The sequence below is a fragment of the Escherichia sp. 10290 genome, from assembly GCF_030295155.1.
Taxonomy (GTDB): Bacteria; Pseudomonadota; Gammaproteobacteria; order Enterobacterales; family Enterobacteriaceae; genus Escherichia; species Escherichia coli_F.
In genome coordinates, this window is the sequence record NZ_AP025741.1 from 1,439,682 (window position 1) to 1,457,376 (window position 17,695).

The following is a 17,695-nucleotide window of genomic DNA, read 5'->3' on the forward strand; positions in this document are numbered from 1 at the left end:
GATACTTGCGGAGGAGATATGCTCGATAAGCTCGACGCCGCCTTACGTTTTCAACAAGAGGCGCTCAATCTGCGCGCCCAGCGTCAGGAAGTGCTGGCAGCAAACATCGCCAATGCCGATACCCCTGGTTATCAGGCACGCGATATCGATTTTGCCAGTGAACTTAAAAAGGTCATGCAGCGTGGACGGGATGAAACCAGCATGGTTGCGCTGACGATGACCTCAACGCAACACATTCCGGCGCAGGCGCTGACGCCTCCTACCGCAGAACTGCAATACCGTATTCCGGACCAGCCTTCGCTGGATGGTAATACCGTCGATATGGATCGCGAACGCACCCAGTTTGCCGATAATAGCCTGCAATACCAGATGAGCCTTAGCGCGTTGAGCGGGCAAATCAAAGGCATGATGAACGTTTTACAGAGCGGAAATTAACGGATGGCACTGCTGAATATTTTTGATATCGCCGGGTCGGCGTTAACTGCCCAGTCCCAGCGCCTGAACGTGGCGGCCAGTAATCTGGCGAATGCTGATAGCGTGACCGGTCCCGATGGACAGCCATATCGGGCAAAACAGGTGGTATTTCAGGTTAACGCTGCGCCAGGTGCTGCGACAGGCGGCGTAAAGGTTGCCGATGTTATAGAAAGTCAGGCTCCGGACAAACTGGTTTATGAACCGGGTAATCCGCTGGCGGATGCAAAGGGCTACGTGAAAATGCCAAACGTTGATGTTGTCGGGGAGATGGTTAACACCATGTCGGCGTCACGCAGCTATCAGGCCAATGTTGAAGTGCTCAACACGGTGAAAAGCATGATGCTGAAAACCCTTACGCTCGGTCAATAAAGGAGAAAGCTATGTCCATTGCGGTAACCACCACCGATCCGACAAATACCGGCGTTAGCACCACCAGCAGTAGCTCGCTCACGGGTAGCAACGCCGCAGATTTACAAAGCAGTTTTCTGACTTTGCTGGTGGCGCAGCTGAAAAACCAGGACCCGACCAATCCAATGGAAAACAACGAGCTGACGTCGCAATTGGCGCAAATCAGCACGGTCAGCGGGATTGAAAAACTCAATACCACGCTCGGATCTATTTCCGGACAGATTGATAACAGCCAGTCGTTACAGGCCAGTAACCTGATCGGTCACGGTGTGATGATCCCCGGCACCACAGTTCTTGCCGGAACCGGCAGTGAAGAAGGGGCTGTGACCACGACCACACCGTTTGGTGTTGAGTTGCAGCAGGCGGCAGACAAAGTTACGGCCACCATCACCGATAAAAACGGCGCGGTTGTCCGTACCATTGATATCGGTGAACTGACTGCCGGAGTCCACAGTTTCACCTGGGACGGTACGTTGACTGACGGCAGCACTGCGCCGAACGGTTCTTACAATGTAGCGATTAGCGCCAGTAGCGGTGGTACACAACTGGTTGCCCAGCCGCTGCAGTTTGCTCTGGTGCAGGGGGTGATCCGCGGCAACAACGGTAATACGCTGGATCTCGGCACTTACGGCACCACCACCCTCGACGAAGTACGGCAGATAATTTAAAGCCCTCAAATTTCAGGAGTCAGTCATGGCCTTTTCTCAAGCGGTTAGCGGATTAAACGCTGCCGCCACCAACCTCGATGTTATTGGCAACAATATCGCCAACTCCGCCACCTACGGCTTTAAATCAGGCACGGCCTCTTTTGCCGATATGTTTGCCGGTTCGAAAGTGGGACTGGGGGTAAAAGTTGCCGGTATCACTCAGGACTTTACCGATGGCACGACCACCAACACCGGGCGTGGTCTGGACGTTGCTATCAGCCAGAACGGTTTTTTCCGTCTGGTAGACAGCAACGGTTCGGTGTTCTACAGCCGTAACGGACAATTTAAGCTGGATGAAAACCGTAACCTGGTGAATATGCAAGGTTTACAGCTGACGGGTTACCCGGCAACCGGTACGCCGCCGACTATTCAACAAGGGGCGAATCCGACCAATATTTCGATCCCGAATACCCTGATGGCAGCGAAAACTACCACCACGGCGTCGATGCAGATCAACCTGAATTCCAGTGATCCGCTTCCCTCTGTTAAAGGATTCGATGCCAGCAATGCGGATAGCTATAACAAAAAAGGTTCGGTGACTGTTTTCGATAGTCAGGGTAATGCTCATGATATGAGCGTTTATTTTGTGAAGACCGGGGATAATAACTGGGATGTTTACACCCTGGATAGCAGTGATCCAAAAGGCACAGCTAACCCTGCAACGACGCTGTTGTTTAATGCCAATGGCGTTCTGACCTCAGATCCAACAAAGGATATTACCACCGGCGCAATTAACGGCGCAGATCCCGCCACGTTTAGCCTGAGCTTCCTCAACTCCATGCAGCAAAATACCGGTGCTAACAACATTGTGGCAACCACCCAGAACGGCTATAAACCGGGCGATCTGGTGAGTTATCAAATCAATGATGACGGTACGGTTGTCGGCAACTATTCCAACGAACAAACCCAACTGCTGGGGCAGATTGTACTGGCGAACTTTGCCAACAACGAAGGTTTGGCATCTGAAGGTGACAATGTCTGGTCTGCGACGCAATCTTCTGGCGTGGCGCTGTTGGGGACTGCCGGGACGGGCAACTTTGGCACCCTGACCAACGGTGCGCTGGAAGCGTCCAACGTCGATCTCAGCAAAGAACTGGTCAATATGATCGTTGCCCAGCGTAACTATCAGTCTAACGCCCAGACCATCAAAACTCAGGACCAGATCCTCAACACGCTGGTTAACTTACGCTAATCGCTGACGGGATAGCTCAATGGATCACGCAATTTATACCGCGATGGGGGCAGCCAGCCAGACGCTGAATCAACAGGCGGTGACCGCCAGTAATCTGGCCAATGCCTCTACGCCCGGTTTTCGCGCACAGTTAAACGCCTTGCGTGCAGTGCCGGTGGAAGGGCTTTCACTACCCACGCGCACGCTGGTTACGGCGTCAACACCGGGTGCTGACATGACGCCCGGTAAGATGGATTACACCTCGCGCCCGCTGGACGTCGCGTTGCAGCAGGACGGCTGGCTGGCCGTGCAGACCGCTGACGGCAGCGAAGGATATACGCGTAATGGCAGCATTCAGGTTGATCCCACCGGGCAACTGACAATTCAGGGGCATCCGGTGATCGGCGAGGCGGGGCCAATTGCTGTGCCGGAAGGGGCGGAAATCACTGTTGCTGCCGATGGCACAATCTCGGCGCTGAATTCTGGCGATCCGGCAAATACTGTCGCGCCAGTGGGGCGTCTGAAGCTGGTGAAAGCCACGGGCAGCGAAGTGCAGCGCGGTGACGACGGCATGTTTCGTTTAAGCGCAGAAAGCCAGGCTACGCGTGGGCCGGTACTGCAGGCAGATCCAACCTTACGTGTGATGTCGGGGGTTCTGGAAGGCAGTAACGTCAATGCCGTTGCGGCAATGAGCGACATGATTGCCAGCGCGCGGCGTTTTGAAATGCAGATGAAGGTGATCAGCAGCGTTGATGATAACGCAGGCCGTGCCAACCAACTGCTGTCGATGAGTTAATTGAACGGATACATGACAAATGTAAGTTGCCCAGTGTGCAAACTTATCGGTCTACGGGGTACATCGCAATTTATTGATTTTTCTATCCCTTGTAGGCCGGATAAGGCGTTTACGCCGCATCCGGCATGAAGACATATGCATTTTGTCAATAATCCACCACAGGACATTTTATGATCAGTTCATTATGGATCGCCAAAACGGGCCTTGACGCCCAGCAAACCAATATGGACGTCATTGCCAACAACCTGGCAAACGTCAGTACCAACGGTTTTAAGCGCCAGCGGGCCGTTTTTGAAGATCTGCTTTATCAAACCATCCGCCAGCCGGGGGCACAGTCTTCCGAACAAACCACCTTGCCATCCGGGTTGCAAATCGGCACGGGGGTACGTCCGGTCGCCACTGAACGCTTACACAGCCAGGGCAACCTGTCGCAGACCAACAACAGTAAAGACGTCGCGATTAAAGGGCAGGGCTTTTTTCAGGTGATGTTGCCAGATGGCTCATCAGCCTATACCCGCGACGGCTCTTTCCAGGTGGATCAGAACGGGCAGCTGGTGACGGCTGGTGGTTTTCAGGTGCAGCCAGCGATCACCATTCCGGCGAATGCGTTAAGTATCACCATCGGTCGTGATGGCGTGGTCAGCGTAACCCAACAAGGCCAGGCAGCTCCGGTTCAGGTTGGGCAGCTCAATCTCACCACCTTTATGAATGATACCGGACTGGAGAGTATTGGCGAAAATCTCTACACCGAAACGCAATCCTCCGGTGCACCGAACGAAAGCACGCCGGGCCTGAACGGCGCGGGACTGCTTTATCAAGGATATGTTGAAACGTCTAACGTCAATGTGGCGGAAGAACTGGTCAATATGATTCAGGTGCAACGCGCTTACGAAATCAACAGTAAAGCGGTATCCACCACCGATCAGATGCTGCAAAAACTGACGCAACTCTAAGGCATAACCGGTGGCAGATTCACCGGTTTACTGATTTTTGAAGATGATAGCCATGCAAAAAAACGCTGCGCATACTTATGCCATTTCCAGCTTGTTGGTGCTTTCACTAACCGGCTGCGCCTGGATACCCTCCACGCCGCTGGTACAGGGGGCGACCAGTGCACAACCGGTTCCCGGTCCGACGCCCGTCGCCAACGGTTCTATTTTCCAGTCTGCTCAGCCGATTAACTATGGCTATCAACCGCTGTTTGAAGATCGTCGACCACGCAATATTGGCGATACGCTGACCATCGTGTTGCAGGAGAACGTCAGCGCCAGCAAAAGCTCCTCTGCGAATGCCAGCCGTGACGGTAAAACTAATTTTGGCTTTGATACTGTGCCGCGCTATTTGCAGGGGCTGTTTGGAAACGCTCGTGCCGATGTCGAAGCCTCCGGTGGTAACACGTTCAACGGAAAAGGCGGGGCCAATGCCAGCAATACCTTTAGCGGCACGTTGACGGTGACGGTTGACCAGGTACTGGTCAACGGCAACCTGCATGTGGTGGGTGAAAAACAGATCGCCATTAATCAGGGTACCGAATTTATTCGCTTCTCTGGTGTAGTTAATCCTCGCACCATCAGCGGCAGTAATACCGTACCGTCTACTCAGGTGGCGGATGCGCGCATTGAATACGTAGGCAATGGCTACATTAACGAAGCGCAAAATATGGGCTGGTTGCAGCGTTTCTTCCTTAACCTGTCGCCAATGTAAGTGAGGCTGTGGTGATTAAATTTCTCTCTGCATTAATTCTTCTACTGGTTATCACGGCAGCTCAGGCTGAGCGTATTCGCGATCTCACCAGTGTTCAGGGGGTAAGGCAAAACTCACTGATTGGCTATGGCCTGGTGGTGGGGCTGGATGGCACCGGTGACCAGACAACTCAGACGCCGTTTACCACACAAACGCTTAATAACATGCTCTCACAGCTGGGAATTACCGTTCCGACGGGCACTAATATGCAGCTAAAAAACGTCGCTGCGGTAATGGTGACGGCGTCACTTCCACCGTTTGGACGTCAGGGGCAAACCATTGACGTGGTGGTTTCTTCCATGGGAAATGCCAAAAGTCTGCGTGGCGGTACGTTATTGATGACACCGCTTAAGGGCGTTGACAGTCAGGTGTATGCGCTGGCACAGGGCAATATTCTGGTTGGCGGCGCAGGGGCCTCCGCTGGCGGTAGCAGTGTTCAGGTGAACCAACTGAACGGTGGACGGATCACCAATGGTGCGGTTATTGAACGTGAATTGCCCAGCCAGTTTGGCGTCGGGAATACCCTTAATTTGCAACTTAACGACGAAGATTTCAGTATGGCGCAGCAAATCGCTGACACCATCAACCGCGTGCGTGGATATGGCAGCGCCACCGCGTTAGATGCGCGGACTATTCAGGTGCGCGTACCGAGTGGCAACAGTTCCCAGGTCCGTTTCCTTGCCGATATCCAGAATATGCAGGTTAATGTTACCCCGCAGGACGCTAAAGTAGTGATTAACTCGCGCACTGGTTCGGTGGTGATGAATCGCGAAGTGACCCTCGACAGCTGCGCGGTAGCGCAGGGTAATCTCTCGGTTACGGTAAATCGGCAGGCCAATGTCAGCCAGCCAGATACACCGTTTGGTGGCGGGCAGACTGTGGTTACTCCACAAACACAGATCGACTTACGCCAGAGCGGCGGTTCGCTGCAAAGCGTACGCTCCAGTGCCAGCCTCAATAACGTGGTGCGCGCGCTCAATGCGCTGGGTGCTACGCCGATGGATCTGATGTCTATTTTGCAATCAATGCAAAGTGCGGGATGTCTGCGGGCAAAACTGGAAATCATCTGATGATCAGCGACAGCAAACTACTGGCAAGTGCGGCCTGGGATGCACAATCGCTCAACGAACTTAAGGCGAAAGCGGGCGAAGATCCGGCGGCAAATATCCGTCCGGTGGCCCGCCAGGTGGAAGGGATGTTCGTGCAGATGATGCTGAAAAGCATGCGCGACGCTTTGCCAAAAGATGGCCTGTTCAGCAGCGAGCACACTCGCCTCTACACCAGTATGTATGACCAGCAGATTGCCCAACAGATGACGGCGGGCAAAGGCCTGGGGCTGGCAGAGATGATTGTTAAACAGATGACGCCAGAACAACCGTTGCCAGATGAGTCCACGCCAGCAGCACCGATGAAATTCCCGCTCGAAACCGTGGTGCGTTATCAAAATCAGACGCTTTCGCAGCTGGTGCAAAAGGCCGTACCACGTAACTACGATGATTCGCTGCCGGGTGACAGTAAAGCATTCCTCGCGCAACTCTCGTTGCCCGCCCAACTGGCAAGCCAGCAAAGCGGTGTGCCACATCATTTGATCCTCGCTCAGGCGGCGCTGGAATCTGGCTGGGGACAACGGCAAATCCGCCGTGAAAACGGCGAGCCGAGCTATAACCTGTTTGGCGTCAAAGCCTCTGGCAACTGGAAAGGGCCAGTCACTGAAATCACCACGACTGAATATGAAAATGGCGAAGCGAAGAAAGTAAAAGCGAAGTTTCGGGTCTACAGCTCGTATCTGGAAGCATTGTCGGATTACGTTGGGCTGTTAACGCGTAACCCGCGCTACGCCGCCGTGACGACCGCCGCGAGTGCTGAGCAGGGGGCGCAGGCCCTACAGGACGCGGGCTATGCCACCGATCCTCACTATGCCCGCAAACTCACCAGCATGATTCAGCAGATGAAATCGATAAGCGACAAGGTGAGCAAAACCTACAGCATGAACATTGATAATCTGTTCTGAATAACTCAAGTCCGGCGGGTCGCTGCCGATAATACTCTGTAATTGAAGGCTTATAAGGAACCTCCATGTCCAGCTTGATCAATAACGCCATGAGCGGACTGAACGCGGCCCAGGCGGCGTTAAATACGGCAAGTAATAATATCTCCAGCTATAACGTTGCCGGATATACCCGCCAAACCACTATTATGGCGCAGGCCAATAGCACGTTGGGCGCTGGCGGCTGGGTTGGCAATGGCGTCTACGTTTCTGGTGTGCAGCGTGAGTATGATGCGTTTATTACCAACCAGTTACGTGCTGCGCAGACGCAAAGTAGCGGCCTGACTGCCCGCTATGAGCAGATGTCGAAAATCGACAATATGCTCTCCACCAGTACCTCTTCGCTGGCAACACAGATGCAGGATTTCTTCACAAGCCTGCAAACGCTGGTAAGTAACGCGGAAGACCCGGCAGCACGCCAGGCGCTGATTGGGAAATCAGAAGGGTTGGTGAATCAGTTTAAAACCACCGATCAATATCTGCGCGACCAGGACAAACAGGTCAATATCGCGATAGGTGCCAGCGTTGATCAGATCAACAATTACGCTAAACAAATCGCCAGCCTGAACGATCAAATCTCCCGTCTGACAGGCGTGGGAGCAGGGGCGTCACCTAACAATCTGTTGGATCAACGCGATCAACTGGTGAGCGAATTAAACCAGATTGTTGGTGTAGAAGTCAGCGTTCAGGATGGCGGCACTTATAACATCACGATGGCCAATGGTTACTCACTGGTTCAGGGTAGTACGGCGCGGCAGCTAGCGGCAGTTCCTTCCAGCGCCGACCCTTCTCGTACGACTGTCGCTTATGTTGATGGGACTGCGGGCAATCTTGAGATCCCGGAGAAATTGCTGAATACCGGGTCACTGGGCGGCATTCTGACATTCCGTTCTCAGGATCTGGACCAGACGCGTAATACGCTCGGACAACTGGCGCTGGCATTTGCCGAGGCTTTCAACACCCAACACAAAGCCGGATTTGATGCTAACGGCGATGCCGGTGAAGATTTCTTTGCTATCGGTAAGCCCGCGGTTCTGCAAAACACTAAAAACAACGGTGACGTTGCGATCGGTGCCACGGTAACTGATGCCTCCGCGGTACTGGCGACAGATTACAAAATCTCGTTCGATAATAATCAGTGGCAGGTCACCCGCCTTGCCAGCAATACCACTTTTACGGTGACGCCGGATGCCAACGGTAAAGTGGCATTTGATGGTCTGGAGTTGACGTTTACAGGAACGCCTGCCGTTAACGACAGCTTCACGCTGAAACCGGTAAGTGACGCCATCGTCAACATGGATGTATTAATCACTGACGAAGCGAAAATCGCCATGGCGAGCGAAGAAGATGCGGGTGATAGCGACAACCGCAACGGTCAGGCCCTGCTGGATCTGCAAAGCAACAGTAAAACGGTGGGCGGTGCGAAATCCTTTAACGACGCTTATGCATCGTTAGTGAGTGATATCGGTAATAAAACCGCGACGTTGAAAACCAGTAGCACCACGCAAGGTAATGTGGTAACGCAGCTTTCCAATCAGCAGCAGTCGATTTCCGGTGTCAATCTCGATGAGGAGTACGGAAATCTGCAACGTTTTCAGCAGTATTATCTGGCGAATGCACAGGTTCTGCAGACGGCAAACGCGATTTTTGATGCGCTGATTAACATTCGTTAAGGGGAGATAAAATGCGTTTCAGTACCCAGATGATGTACCAGCAAAACATGCGTGGCATCACCAATTCTCAGGCCGAATGGATGAAGTACGGCGAACAGATGTCGACGGGTAAGCGAGTCGTTAACCCTTCAGATGATCCCATTGCTGCATCACAAGCTGTTGTTCTCTCCCAGGCACAGGCGCAAAACAGTCAGTACACGCTGGCGCGTACTTTCGCCACTCAAAAAGTGTCACTGGAAGAGAGTGTGCTTAGCCAGGTCACCACTGCTATCCAGAATGCTCAGGAAAAAATTGTCTACGCCAGCAATGGCACCTTGAGTGATGATGACCGGGCGTCGTTGGCAACCGATATCCAGGGTATTCGTGACCAGTTGCTGAATCTGGCGAACACTACGGATGGTAACGGGCGCTACATTTTTGCCGGTTATAAAACAGAAACTGCGCCGTTTAGTGAGGCAGACGGCGAATATGTTGGCGGAGCAGAAAGTATTAAACAACAGGTCGATGCTTCGCGTTCGATGGTGATAGGGCACACGGGTGACAAAATTTTCGACAGTATTACCAGCAACGCGGTAGCGGAACCAGACGGTAGCGCTTCTGAAACCAATCTTTTTGCCATGCTGGATAGCGCCATCGCAGCCCTGAAAACGCCGGTCGCGGAAAGCGAAGCGGATAAAGAAACCACCGCTGCGGCACTGGATAAAACCAACCGCGGACTGAAAAACTCGCTGAACAATGTGCTGACCGTTCGCGCGGAATTAGGCACGCAGCTGAACGAACTGGAGTCGCTGGATTCATTAGGTAGCGATCGCGCTTTAGGGCAAACGCAGCAGATGAGCGATCTGGTTGATGTGGACTGGAATGCAACTATTTCATCTTACATCATGCAGCAAACGGCATTGCAGGCATCGTATAAAGCATTTACCGATATGCAGGGATTGTCGCTCTTCCAGCTCAACAAATAAGCTCGCTTTAAAACATATCATGAAACTGGGTATGTTTTGTCTGCCCGCTCTGGGATCGCCGGGGCGGGCATTTTTTTGCCTATTTTGTATTGTTGGTTAGCAAGGATGCCATTCGATGAATTTTAATATGTTGATTTAAAGATGAAATAAAAAAGCCCTGGCAGTTACCAGGGCTTGATTACTTGAGCTAATTATTACTCAACAGGTTGCGGACGCGCAGGCGCGGCAGATGCATGATGCGTTGCCGTATGACCACCTGCAGCACCTTTACCTTCGAAGGCAAAAGTAGGGCGCTGCCAGTCACTGTGACGCGGTGCCTCCGGAACATATTCCGGTGCCGGAGCGCGCGTCATTGGCGCGGTAGCGTGGTTATGCTCAACGGTGACCTCAGGTTCAACCGCAGCTACCGTTTCAACTTCTGCTGCGACTTCAGCGACGACTGGCGCGGCAGGTTGAGCAACAACTTCAGGCTCAGCAACCACAACCTCAGCAGTTTCGGCAACTTCTTCAATATCAGCCGTCTCTTCCTGCGGTTCAACCACCGGTTCTGCGTGTTCTGCAACTTCCTGGGCTACGGCAACATCAGACTCGGTAATCACCTGCGGCTGTTCAGTTACCGCGGCGGCAATCACTTCAGGATGCGTCGTTTCAACCACTTCCGGTTGCGGTTCGGTAACCTGAACGGGGGCTTCTACGACTTCAGCCACTTCTTCAACAATCGGTGCGCTAACAACCGGTTCGACAGCGGCGGCGACAGGGACCTCAGTCACCATCGGTTGCACTTGTACTTCTTCCTGTTCGCGCTGCTCTTCAACCTGTACATCTTGCGGACGTACAATCGGATAGCGGATCCAGACTTTGCCAGAGGCCAGTTCCGGAGACGCGCACGCTACGGTTAACGGCATTGGCGACTGGGTCGGGTAACGCTCGTCACGATAGCGACGACGACGCTGACCACTTACGCGCAGGTGACGAGGCGAGCGGCGAGAGCGACGCGGCATGCCACCGTTATCACGGTTATCAGCATTGTTCTCTTCCTGCTGTTCCGGCGCAGTTTGCGCTACGACTGGCAGCGGGACTTTCGCCAGTTCTGTACGCGGAGCAGGCACTTCCTGAACGATGGTTTCGGCAGCGGCAGTTTCTTCAACCACTGGTGCGGCTACCGTTTCTTCGGCTACGCTTTGCTCGTAACGCACTTTCTGATTCAGCTGGCGCTGTTTACGACGCGGCTGAACCGGACGTACACGTTCTTCCTGTTCGGTTTCCTGAACAGATTGCTCTTCAACATTTAGCGCTTTCGCTTCTTGTTGCGCCTGACGTTTATCATCATTACGGCGGCGGCTACGTTCACGACGCGGCGCTTGCTGCTCGTCGGTGGTACGCGCTTTTTCCGTTACCTCAGCCTGCTGACGGCTCTCACGCGTCTCGGCAGTCTGCTGCTGTGCCTGGCGACGATTACGGCGGTTTTCTTCGCGATTATCGCTGCCTTCATTACGTTCGCTACGTGTGTCGCGGCGTTCATTTCGGTCACGACGGTTGTTCTGACGTGGCTTACGGCGGTCCTGTTGACGTTCCGGTTTCGTTTCAGTTTTCGGTGCCGGTTGCTCGGTCGGTTTGGTTTCTTCACCACCGCTGAACAGCGCTTTCAGTGCGCCGAAGAAGCGGCTTAACAGCCCTGGTTGTGCAGGAGCTGCTGGTGTTGTTGATGCAGCTTTAGGTGCTGGGGCTGCGACAGGCGCGGCAGGTTCAGCTGGCGTTGGCGCTGGCGGCACATCCGGCATGGCAAACGTTGCCAGCGCAGGTTGTTCCGGACGCTTACGTTCAGCGAACTCTTCTTCAGACGGCAGCGCCATCGCTTCTTCATGCAGTTTCGGCAGCATGTAGCTTAAGGTTGGGGTTTCTTCCCCTTTGCGTACGCGCAGCACATGGTAGTGCGGGGTTTCCATCTGATCGTTTGGCACAATCACACAGCGCACGCCGTCCTGACGAGTTTCAATGGCATTTACCGCAGAGCGTTTTTCGTTCAGCAGGTAAGAAGCGATTGGCACAGGAACAATGGCATGGACTTCCTGGGTGTTCTCTTTCAGCGCTTCTTCTTCAATCAGACGCAGAATAGAGAGCGACAGGGATTCGTTGTCACGCACGGTGCCGGTACCGGAGCAGCGCGGGCAGACGTGATGGCTGGATTCACCCAGCGATGGACTCAGCCGCTGACGGGACATTTCCAGCAGACCAAAGCGAGAAATATGGCTGATTTGAATACGTGCACGGTCCTGACGCACCGCTTCACGCAGACGGTTTTCTACCGCACGCTGGTGGCGGACTGGCGTCATGTCAATGAAGTCGATAACAATCAGGCCGCCGAGGTCACGCAGGCGCAGCTGACGAGCAATCTCATCGGCAGCTTCGAGGTTGGTGTTAAACGCGGTTTCTTCGATATCGCCGCCGCGGGTCGCGCGTGCGGAGTTGATATCGATGGCAGTTAACGCTTCAGTGCTGTCGATAACAATAGAACCACCAGACGGCAGACGGACTTCACGCTGGAAGGCGGATTCGATCTGCGACTCGATCTGGTAGTGGCTGAACAGCGGAATTTCACCAGTGTACAGCTTGATTTTGCTGCTGAAATCCGGGCGACCTAATGCAGCGATATGCTGACGCGCCAGTTCGAGCACTTTTGGGTTATCGATAAGGATTTCGCCGATGTCCTGACGTAAGTAATCGCGGAATGCGCGAACGATTACGTTGCTCTCCTGATGGATCAGGAACGGGGCAGGGCGGCTTTCAGCGGCTTTTTTAATAGCTTCCCAGTGTTTCAGGCGGAAGCTTAAATCCCATTGCAGCGCCTCTGCAGATTTGCCGACGCCAGCGGTGCGCACGATAAGCCCCATGCCTTCCGGCAGTTCAAGGCTTGCCAGTGCTTCTTTTAATTCGGTACGGTCGTCGCCTTCAATACGGCGAGAAATACCACCCGCGCGCGGGTTGTTTGGCATCAGAACCAGATAGCTACCTGCCAGGCTGATAAAGGTGGTCAGTGCTGCGCCTTTGTTACCGCGCTCTTCTTTATCAATCTGAACAATAACTTCCTGACCTTCACGCAACACATCTTTAATGTTGGGACGGCCATGAGCACTGTAGTTAGCAGGGAAATATTCGCGGGCAATTTCTTTAAGTGGGAGGAAACCGTGACGTTCAGCGCCGTAATCAACAAAAGCAGCTTCCAGACTCGGTTCAATGCGGGTGATTTTACCTTTGTAGATGTTTGCCTTTTTCTGTTCGTGCCCTGGACTTTCGATATCCAGGTCATACAGACGCTGCCCATCTACAAGGGCAACGCGCAACTCTTCCTGCTGAGTTGCGTTGATTAACATTCTTTTCATCGTAACTTACTCATTATTCTTACATTGACGACTAAGCTGCGGGCAAAGTAACGCCTTTCCGGGTGTGAACCGATGGCCTCGTGTCTAGTCGCGTCGCCAACCTCACGGTTATCGTCAGCTCAAAGAGGCGCAGAGTGTCGGTTGCCCGTTTTTCATGCGGAAAAACAGCGCAATTATCAAAGAAACAGACTGGGTATTACTCTCCAGAAATATTTCCATCTACCGGTAAGGACTGCAACCCGCAGCCCGCTAACTGCCTGAAAGATCAATACGTCTTACGCCATTGCTGCGTGGATGATCGGTCGGGCAAAATGGGTTATTCCGTAAAATTTCTTGTTTTAACAAGGATGGACACGGAAACGTTCTCATTATTCCACTGCAAGCCTTGTTATAGCAAGATGACTTTTACCATTTATCACCCGCTTACTCACAGTTTTTTCACTTCTTAATGGTGATTGGTTTAATAACCATCAATAAAGTGATGACGTAGTGAAGTAATAAGGTGCAAAACTAAATATAAGCATAGAAAAATGAGTGGCGCGAATCCTGTTGGCTAATTAGAATCGCCCACCATGAAAACAGAGACTCCATCCGTAAAAATTGTTGCTATCACCGCGGACGAAGCGGGGCAACGTATTGACAACTTTTTGCGTACCCAATTGAAAGGCGTACCTAAAAGTATGATTTACCGTATTTTGCGTAAAGGCGAAGTGCGGGTGAACAAAAAACGCATTAAGCCTGAATATAAACTCGAAGCAGGTGATGAGGTGCGTATTCCACCGGTTCGCGTTGCTGAACGTGAAGAGGAGGCGGTTTCGCCACATCTGCAAAAGGTGGCGGCGCTGGCGGACGTCATCTTATATGAAGATGAGCATATCCTGGTGCTGAATAAACCTTCCGGTACGGCAGTACATGGCGGCAGTGGTTTAAGCTTCGGCGTTATCGAAGGTTTACGGGCGTTGCGCCCGGAAGCGCGGTTCCTTGAACTGGTACATCGTCTCGACCGGGACACTTCAGGTGTGTTGCTGGTAGCGAAAAAACGCTCGGCGTTGCGTTCTCTGCATGAGCAATTACGTGAAAAAGGGATGCAAAAAGATTACCTGGCGCTGGTGCGCGGTCAGTGGCAGTCGCATGTGAAGAGCGTTCAAGCGCCGTTGCTGAAAAATATTCTGCAAAGCGGCGAACGTATCGTGCGTGTGAGTCAGGAAGGCAAACCGTCGGAAACACGCTTTAAAGTGGAAGAACGCTATGCTTTTGCCACCCTGGTGCGTTGTAGCCCGGTAACAGGGCGTACTCATCAGATCCGTGTGCATACACAGTATGCGGGTCATCCGATTGCCTTTGACGATCGCTACGGTGACCGTGAATTTGACAGACAGCTCACTGAAGCTGGCACGGGATTAAATCGTCTGTTCCTGCACGCCGCCGCGTTGAAATTTACCCATCCGGGGACCGGGGAGGTGATGCGTATCGAAGCACCGATGGATGAGGGGTTGAAGCGTTGTTTGCAGAAACTGCGTAACGCGCGCTAATACGTGCATATAAGCCTGATAATGGGCGGTAGGCCTGATAAGGCGTTTACGCCGCATCAGGCAGCCAGCACCGATTGCCGGATGCGACATAACCGCATCCGGCGCAAAAAACTATCCCATTAGCGGATTTTTCCCTTCCCGACGTAACATCTGACACAGCGCGATTAGCGGTAAACCAACCAGCGTGTTAGGGTCACGCCCTTCTAAACGCTCAAACAGCGTAATGCCAAATCCTTCACTCTTAAAGCTACCCGCGCAGTGCAGGGGATGCTCCTTACGCACGTAATTATCAATCTCCGCCTCGCTCAGGTGACGGAAATGGACGTCAAAAGGCTCCACTTCTGTTTGCAGATGCCCATTCGCCGAATTAAACAACGCCAGTCCAGTATAGAAGGTGACGATATTGCCGCTGGCTTTGCGTAATTGCAGACGGGCATTTTCTTCCGTTAACGGTTTACCGGTGATTTCGCCATCAAGAACACATACCTGGTCTGAACCAATAATTAAATGATCCGGATAACGTGACGCCAGAGATTGCGCTTTTTCCTGCGCCAGTCGAAGCACCAACTGTCGCGGTGATTCGTCACTGCGTGGGGTTTCGTCGACCTCTGGTGCTGCACATTCAAAAGAGATTTGCAGTTTTTCCAGTAGCGCGCGGCGCCAGGGCGAGGTGGAGGCTAAAATAAGTTTAGGCATATTTTTTTCCATCAGATATAGCGTATTGATGATAGCCATTTTAAACTATGCGCTTCGTTTTGCAGGTTGATGTTCGTTATCAGCACTGAACGAAAATAAAGCAGTAACCCGCAATGTGTGCGAATTATTGGCAAAAGGCAACCACAGGCTGCCTTTTTCTTTGACTCTATGACGTTACAAAGTTAATATGCGCGCCCTATGCAAAAGGTAAAATTACCCCTGACTCTCGATCCGGTTCGTACGGCTCAAAAACGCCTTGATTACCAGGGTATCTATACCCCTGATCAGGTTGAGCGCGTCGCCGAATCCGTAGTCAGTGTGGACAGTGATGTGGAATGCTCCATGTCGTTCGCTATCGATAACCAACGTCTCGCAGTGTTAAACGGCGATGCGAAGGTGACGGTAACGCTCGAGTGTCAGCGTTGCGGGAAGCCGTTTACTCATCAGGTCTACACAACGTATTGTTTTAGTCCTGTGCGTTCAGACGAACAGGCTGAAGCACTGCCGGAAGCGTATGAACCGATTGAGGTTAACGAATTCGGTGAAATCGATCTGCTTGCAATGGTTGAAGATGAAATCATCCTCGCCTTGCCGGTAGTTCCGGTGCATGATTCTGAACACTGTGAAGTGTCCGAAGCGGACATGGTCTTTGGTGAACTGCCTGAAGAAGCGCAAAAGCCAAACCCATTTGCCGTATTAGCCAGCTTAAAGCGTAAGTAATTGGTGCTCCCCGTTGGATCGGGGATAAACCGTAATTGAGGAGTAAGGTCCATGGCCGTACAACAGAATAAACCAACCCGTTCCAAACGTGGCATGCGTCGTTCCCATGACGCGCTGACCGCAGTCACCAGCCTGTCTGTAGACAAAACTTCTGGTGAAAAACACCTGCGTCACCACATCACTGCCGACGGTTACTACCGCGGCCGCAAGGTCATCGCTAAGTAATCACGCGTCTGCGTGATGAAGCTTAGTGAGGATTTTCCCCAGGCAACTGGGGAAAGACCAAACCGGGCGGCGACGATACCTTGACACGTCTAACCCTGGCGTTAGATGTCATGGGAGGGGATTTTGGCCCTTCCGTGACAGTGCCTGCAGCATTGCAGGCACTGAATTCTAATTCGCAACTCACTCTTCTTTTAGTCGGCAATCCCGACGCCATCACGCCATTACTTGCTAAAGCTGACTTTGAACAACGTTCGCGTCTGCAGATTATTCCTGCGCAGTCAGTTATCGCCAGTGATGCCCGGCCTTCGCAAGCTATCCGCGCCAGTCGTGGGAGTTCAATGCGCGTGGCCCTGGAGCTGGTGAAAGAAGGTCGAGCACAAGCCTGTGTCAGTGCCGGTAATACCGGGGCGCTGATGGGGCTGGCAAAATTATTACTCAAGCCCCTGGAGGGGATTGAGCGTCCGGCGCTGGTGACGGTATTACCGCATCAGCAAAAGGGCAAAACGGTGGTCCTCGATTTAGGGGCCAACGTCGATTGTGACAGTACAATGTTGGTGCAATTTGCCATTATGGGCTCAGTTCTGGCTGAAGAGGTGGTGGAAATTCCCAATCCTCGCGTGGCGTTGCTCAATATTGGTGAAGAAGAAGTAAAGGGTCTCGACAGTATTCGGGATGCCTCAGCAGTGCTTAAAACAATCCCTTCTATCAATTATATCGGCTATCTTGAAGCCAATGAGTTGTTAACTGGCAAGACAGATGTGCTGGTTTGTGACGGCTTTACAGGAAATGTCACATTAAAGACGATGGAAGGTGTTGTCAGGATGTTCCTTTCTCTGCTGAAATCTCAGGGTGAAGGGAAAAAACGGTCGTGGTGGCTACTGTTATTAAAGCGTTGGCTACAAAAGAGCCTGACGAGGCGATTCAGTCACCTCAACCCCGACCAGTATAACGGCGCCTGTCTGTTAGGATTGCGCGGCACGGTGATAAAAAGTCATGGTGCAGCCAATCAGCGAGCTTTTGCGGTCGCGATTGAACAGGCAGTGCAGGCGGTGCAGCGACAAGTTCCTCAGCGAATTGCCGCTCGCCTGGAATCTGTATACCCAGCTGGTTTTGAGCTGCTGGACGGTGGCAAAAGCGGAACTCTGCGGTAGCAGGACG

General features: G+C 52.7%; 17 protein-coding genes. 15 read left to right on the forward strand and 2 right to left on the reverse strand.

From position 1 onward, the window contains the following. Nucleotides 1-18 precede the first annotated feature (18 nt). The 11 genes from flgB (at nt 19) to flgL (ending at nt 9,984) form a co-directional block, all read left to right on the forward strand. A complete protein-coding gene (gene flgB, locus QUE74_RS07135) occupies nt 19-435 on the forward strand; it encodes a flagellar basal body rod protein FlgB (protein ID WP_000884705.1) in 417 nt (138 codons plus the stop codon). Between the two features lie 3 nt (nt 436-438). Further along, the gene (gene flgC / locus QUE74_RS07140) at nt 439-843 is read left to right on the forward strand and encodes a flagellar basal body rod protein FlgC (protein WP_001196460.1); all 405 of its coding nucleotides are present in this window, start codon (nt 439-441) and stop codon (nt 841-843) included. An 11-nt stretch (nt 844-854) separates the two neighbouring features. After that, nucleotides 855-1,550 (forward strand): flagellar hook assembly protein FlgD, encoded by a 696-nt coding sequence (flgD, locus tag QUE74_RS07145; RefSeq protein WP_000020488.1) that lies wholly within the window; start codon nt 855-857, stop codon nt 1,548-1,550. Nucleotides 1,551-1,575: 25 nt separating this feature from the next. Continuing rightward, on the forward strand, nt 1,576-2,781 hold the full coding sequence (gene flgE / locus QUE74_RS07150; RefSeq protein WP_000885847.1) for a flagellar hook protein FlgE: 1,206 nt from the start codon (nt 1,576-1,578) through the stop codon (nt 2,779-2,781). Between the two features lie 19 nt (nt 2,782-2,800). After that, entirely contained in the window at nt 2,801-3,556 is a 756-nt protein-coding gene (flgF, locus tag QUE74_RS07155; protein WP_000349322.1) for a flagellar basal-body rod protein FlgF, read from the forward strand. A 170-nt stretch (nt 3,557-3,726) separates the two neighbouring features. Then, nucleotides 3,727-4,509: a flagellar basal-body rod protein FlgG gene (flgG, locus tag QUE74_RS07160; RefSeq protein ID WP_000625837.1), complete on the forward strand. Its 783-nt coding sequence runs from the start codon at nt 3,727-3,729 to the stop codon at nt 4,507-4,509. Between the two features lie 52 nt (nt 4,510-4,561). Next, complete coding sequence (gene flgH, locus QUE74_RS07165; protein ID WP_001295442.1) at nt 4,562-5,260, forward strand: flagellar basal body L-ring protein FlgH; 699 nt, start codon at nt 4,562-4,564, stop codon at nt 5,258-5,260. 11 nt (nt 5,261-5,271) lie between these two features. Next, a complete protein-coding gene (gene flgI / locus QUE74_RS07170; RefSeq protein ID WP_000589300.1) occupies nt 5,272-6,369 on the forward strand; it encodes a flagellar basal body P-ring protein FlgI in 1,098 nt (365 codons plus the stop codon). After that, nucleotides 6,369-7,310: a flagellar assembly peptidoglycan hydrolase FlgJ gene (flgJ, locus tag QUE74_RS07175; RefSeq protein ID WP_001354913.1), complete on the forward strand. Its 942-nt coding sequence runs from the start codon at nt 6,369-6,371 to the stop codon at nt 7,308-7,310. The genes flgI and flgJ overlap by 1 nt, the downstream gene beginning before the upstream one ends. 65 nt (nt 7,311-7,375) lie before the next feature. Next, a complete protein-coding gene (gene flgK / locus QUE74_RS07180) occupies nt 7,376-9,019 on the forward strand; it encodes a flagellar hook-associated protein FlgK (protein ID WP_000096492.1) in 1,644 nt (547 codons plus the stop codon). Nucleotides 9,020-9,030: 11 nt separating this feature from the next. Beyond that, nucleotides 9,031-9,984 carry a flagellar hook-associated protein FlgL gene (flgL, locus tag QUE74_RS07185; protein WP_001212756.1) on the forward strand — a complete coding sequence of 318 codons (954 nt, stop codon included), beginning with the start codon at nt 9,031-9,033 and terminating at the stop codon, nt 9,982-9,984. Between the two features lie 194 nt (nt 9,985-10,178). Here flgL and rne read toward each other — a convergent pair whose 3' ends face one another. After that, nucleotides 10,179-13,364: a ribonuclease E gene (gene rne / locus QUE74_RS07190; protein WP_000827354.1), complete on the reverse strand. Its 3,186-nt coding sequence runs from the start codon at nt 13,362-13,364 to the stop codon at nt 10,179-10,181. 572 nt (nt 13,365-13,936) lie between these two features. Between rne and rluC the strand changes: the two genes are divergently transcribed. After that, nucleotides 13,937-14,896 (forward strand): 23S rRNA pseudouridine(955/2504/2580) synthase RluC, encoded by a 960-nt coding sequence (rluC, locus tag QUE74_RS07195; RefSeq protein ID WP_000846356.1) that lies wholly within the window; start codon nt 13,937-13,939, stop codon nt 14,894-14,896. 111 nt (nt 14,897-15,007) lie between these two features. Here rluC and yceF read toward each other — a convergent pair whose 3' ends face one another. Next, nucleotides 15,008-15,592, reverse strand: a complete 585-nt coding sequence (yceF, locus tag QUE74_RS07200) for a 7-methyl-GTP pyrophosphatase (protein WP_001125202.1) — start codon at nt 15,590-15,592, stop codon at nt 15,008-15,010. Between the two features lie 198 nt (nt 15,593-15,790). Between yceF and yceD the strand changes: the two genes are divergently transcribed. The 3 genes from yceD to plsX all read left to right on the forward strand — a co-directional run bounded on the left by yceD (nt 15,791) and on the right by plsX (nt 17,688). Continuing rightward, nucleotides 15,791-16,312: a 23S rRNA accumulation protein YceD gene (yceD, locus tag QUE74_RS07205; RefSeq protein WP_001174481.1), complete on the forward strand. Its 522-nt coding sequence runs from the start codon at nt 15,791-15,793 to the stop codon at nt 16,310-16,312. Nucleotides 16,313-16,363: 51 nt separating this feature from the next. Further along, complete coding sequence (gene rpmF, locus QUE74_RS07210) at nt 16,364-16,537, forward strand: 50S ribosomal protein L32 (RefSeq protein WP_000290727.1); 174 nt, start codon at nt 16,364-16,366, stop codon at nt 16,535-16,537. Nucleotides 16,538-16,617: 80 nt separating this feature from the next. Then, nucleotides 16,618-17,688, forward strand: a complete 1,071-nt coding sequence (plsX, locus tag QUE74_RS07215) for a phosphate acyltransferase PlsX (protein WP_000197578.1) — start codon at nt 16,618-16,620, stop codon at nt 17,686-17,688. Nucleotides 17,689-17,695 lie beyond the last annotated feature (7 nt).

Coding starts and splice junctions, on each gene's coding strand:
- flgB (WP_000884705.1), top strand. CDS start 19: ATGCTCGATAAGCTCGACGCCGCCTTACGTTTTCAACAAGAGGCGCTC.
- flgC (WP_001196460.1), top strand. CDS start 439: ATGGCACTGCTGAATATTTTTGATATCGCCGGGTCGGCGTTAACTGCC.
- flgD (WP_000020488.1), top strand. CDS start 855: ATGTCCATTGCGGTAACCACCACCGATCCGACAAATACCGGCGTTAGC.
- flgE (WP_000885847.1), top strand. CDS start 1,576: ATGGCCTTTTCTCAAGCGGTTAGCGGATTAAACGCTGCCGCCACCAAC.
- flgF (WP_000349322.1), top strand. CDS start 2,801: ATGGATCACGCAATTTATACCGCGATGGGGGCAGCCAGCCAGACGCTG.
- flgG (WP_000625837.1), top strand. CDS start 3,727: ATGATCAGTTCATTATGGATCGCCAAAACGGGCCTTGACGCCCAGCAA.
- flgH (WP_001295442.1), top strand. CDS start 4,562: ATGCAAAAAAACGCTGCGCATACTTATGCCATTTCCAGCTTGTTGGTG.
- flgJ (WP_001354913.1), top strand. CDS start 6,369: ATGATCAGCGACAGCAAACTACTGGCAAGTGCGGCCTGGGATGCACAA.
- flgK (WP_000096492.1), top strand. CDS start 7,376: ATGTCCAGCTTGATCAATAACGCCATGAGCGGACTGAACGCGGCCCAG.
- flgL (WP_001212756.1), top strand. CDS start 9,031: ATGCGTTTCAGTACCCAGATGATGTACCAGCAAAACATGCGTGGCATC.
- rne (WP_000827354.1), bottom strand. CDS start 13,364: ATGAAAAGAATGTTAATCAACGCAACTCAGCAGGAAGAGTTGCGCGTT.
- rluC (WP_000846356.1), top strand. CDS start 13,937: ATGAAAACAGAGACTCCATCCGTAAAAATTGTTGCTATCACCGCGGAC.
- yceF (WP_001125202.1), bottom strand. CDS start 15,592: ATGCCTAAACTTATTTTAGCCTCCACCTCGCCCTGGCGCCGCGCGCTA.
- yceD (WP_001174481.1), top strand. CDS start 15,791: ATGCAAAAGGTAAAATTACCCCTGACTCTCGATCCGGTTCGTACGGCT.
- rpmF (WP_000290727.1), top strand. CDS start 16,364: ATGGCCGTACAACAGAATAAACCAACCCGTTCCAAACGTGGCATGCGT.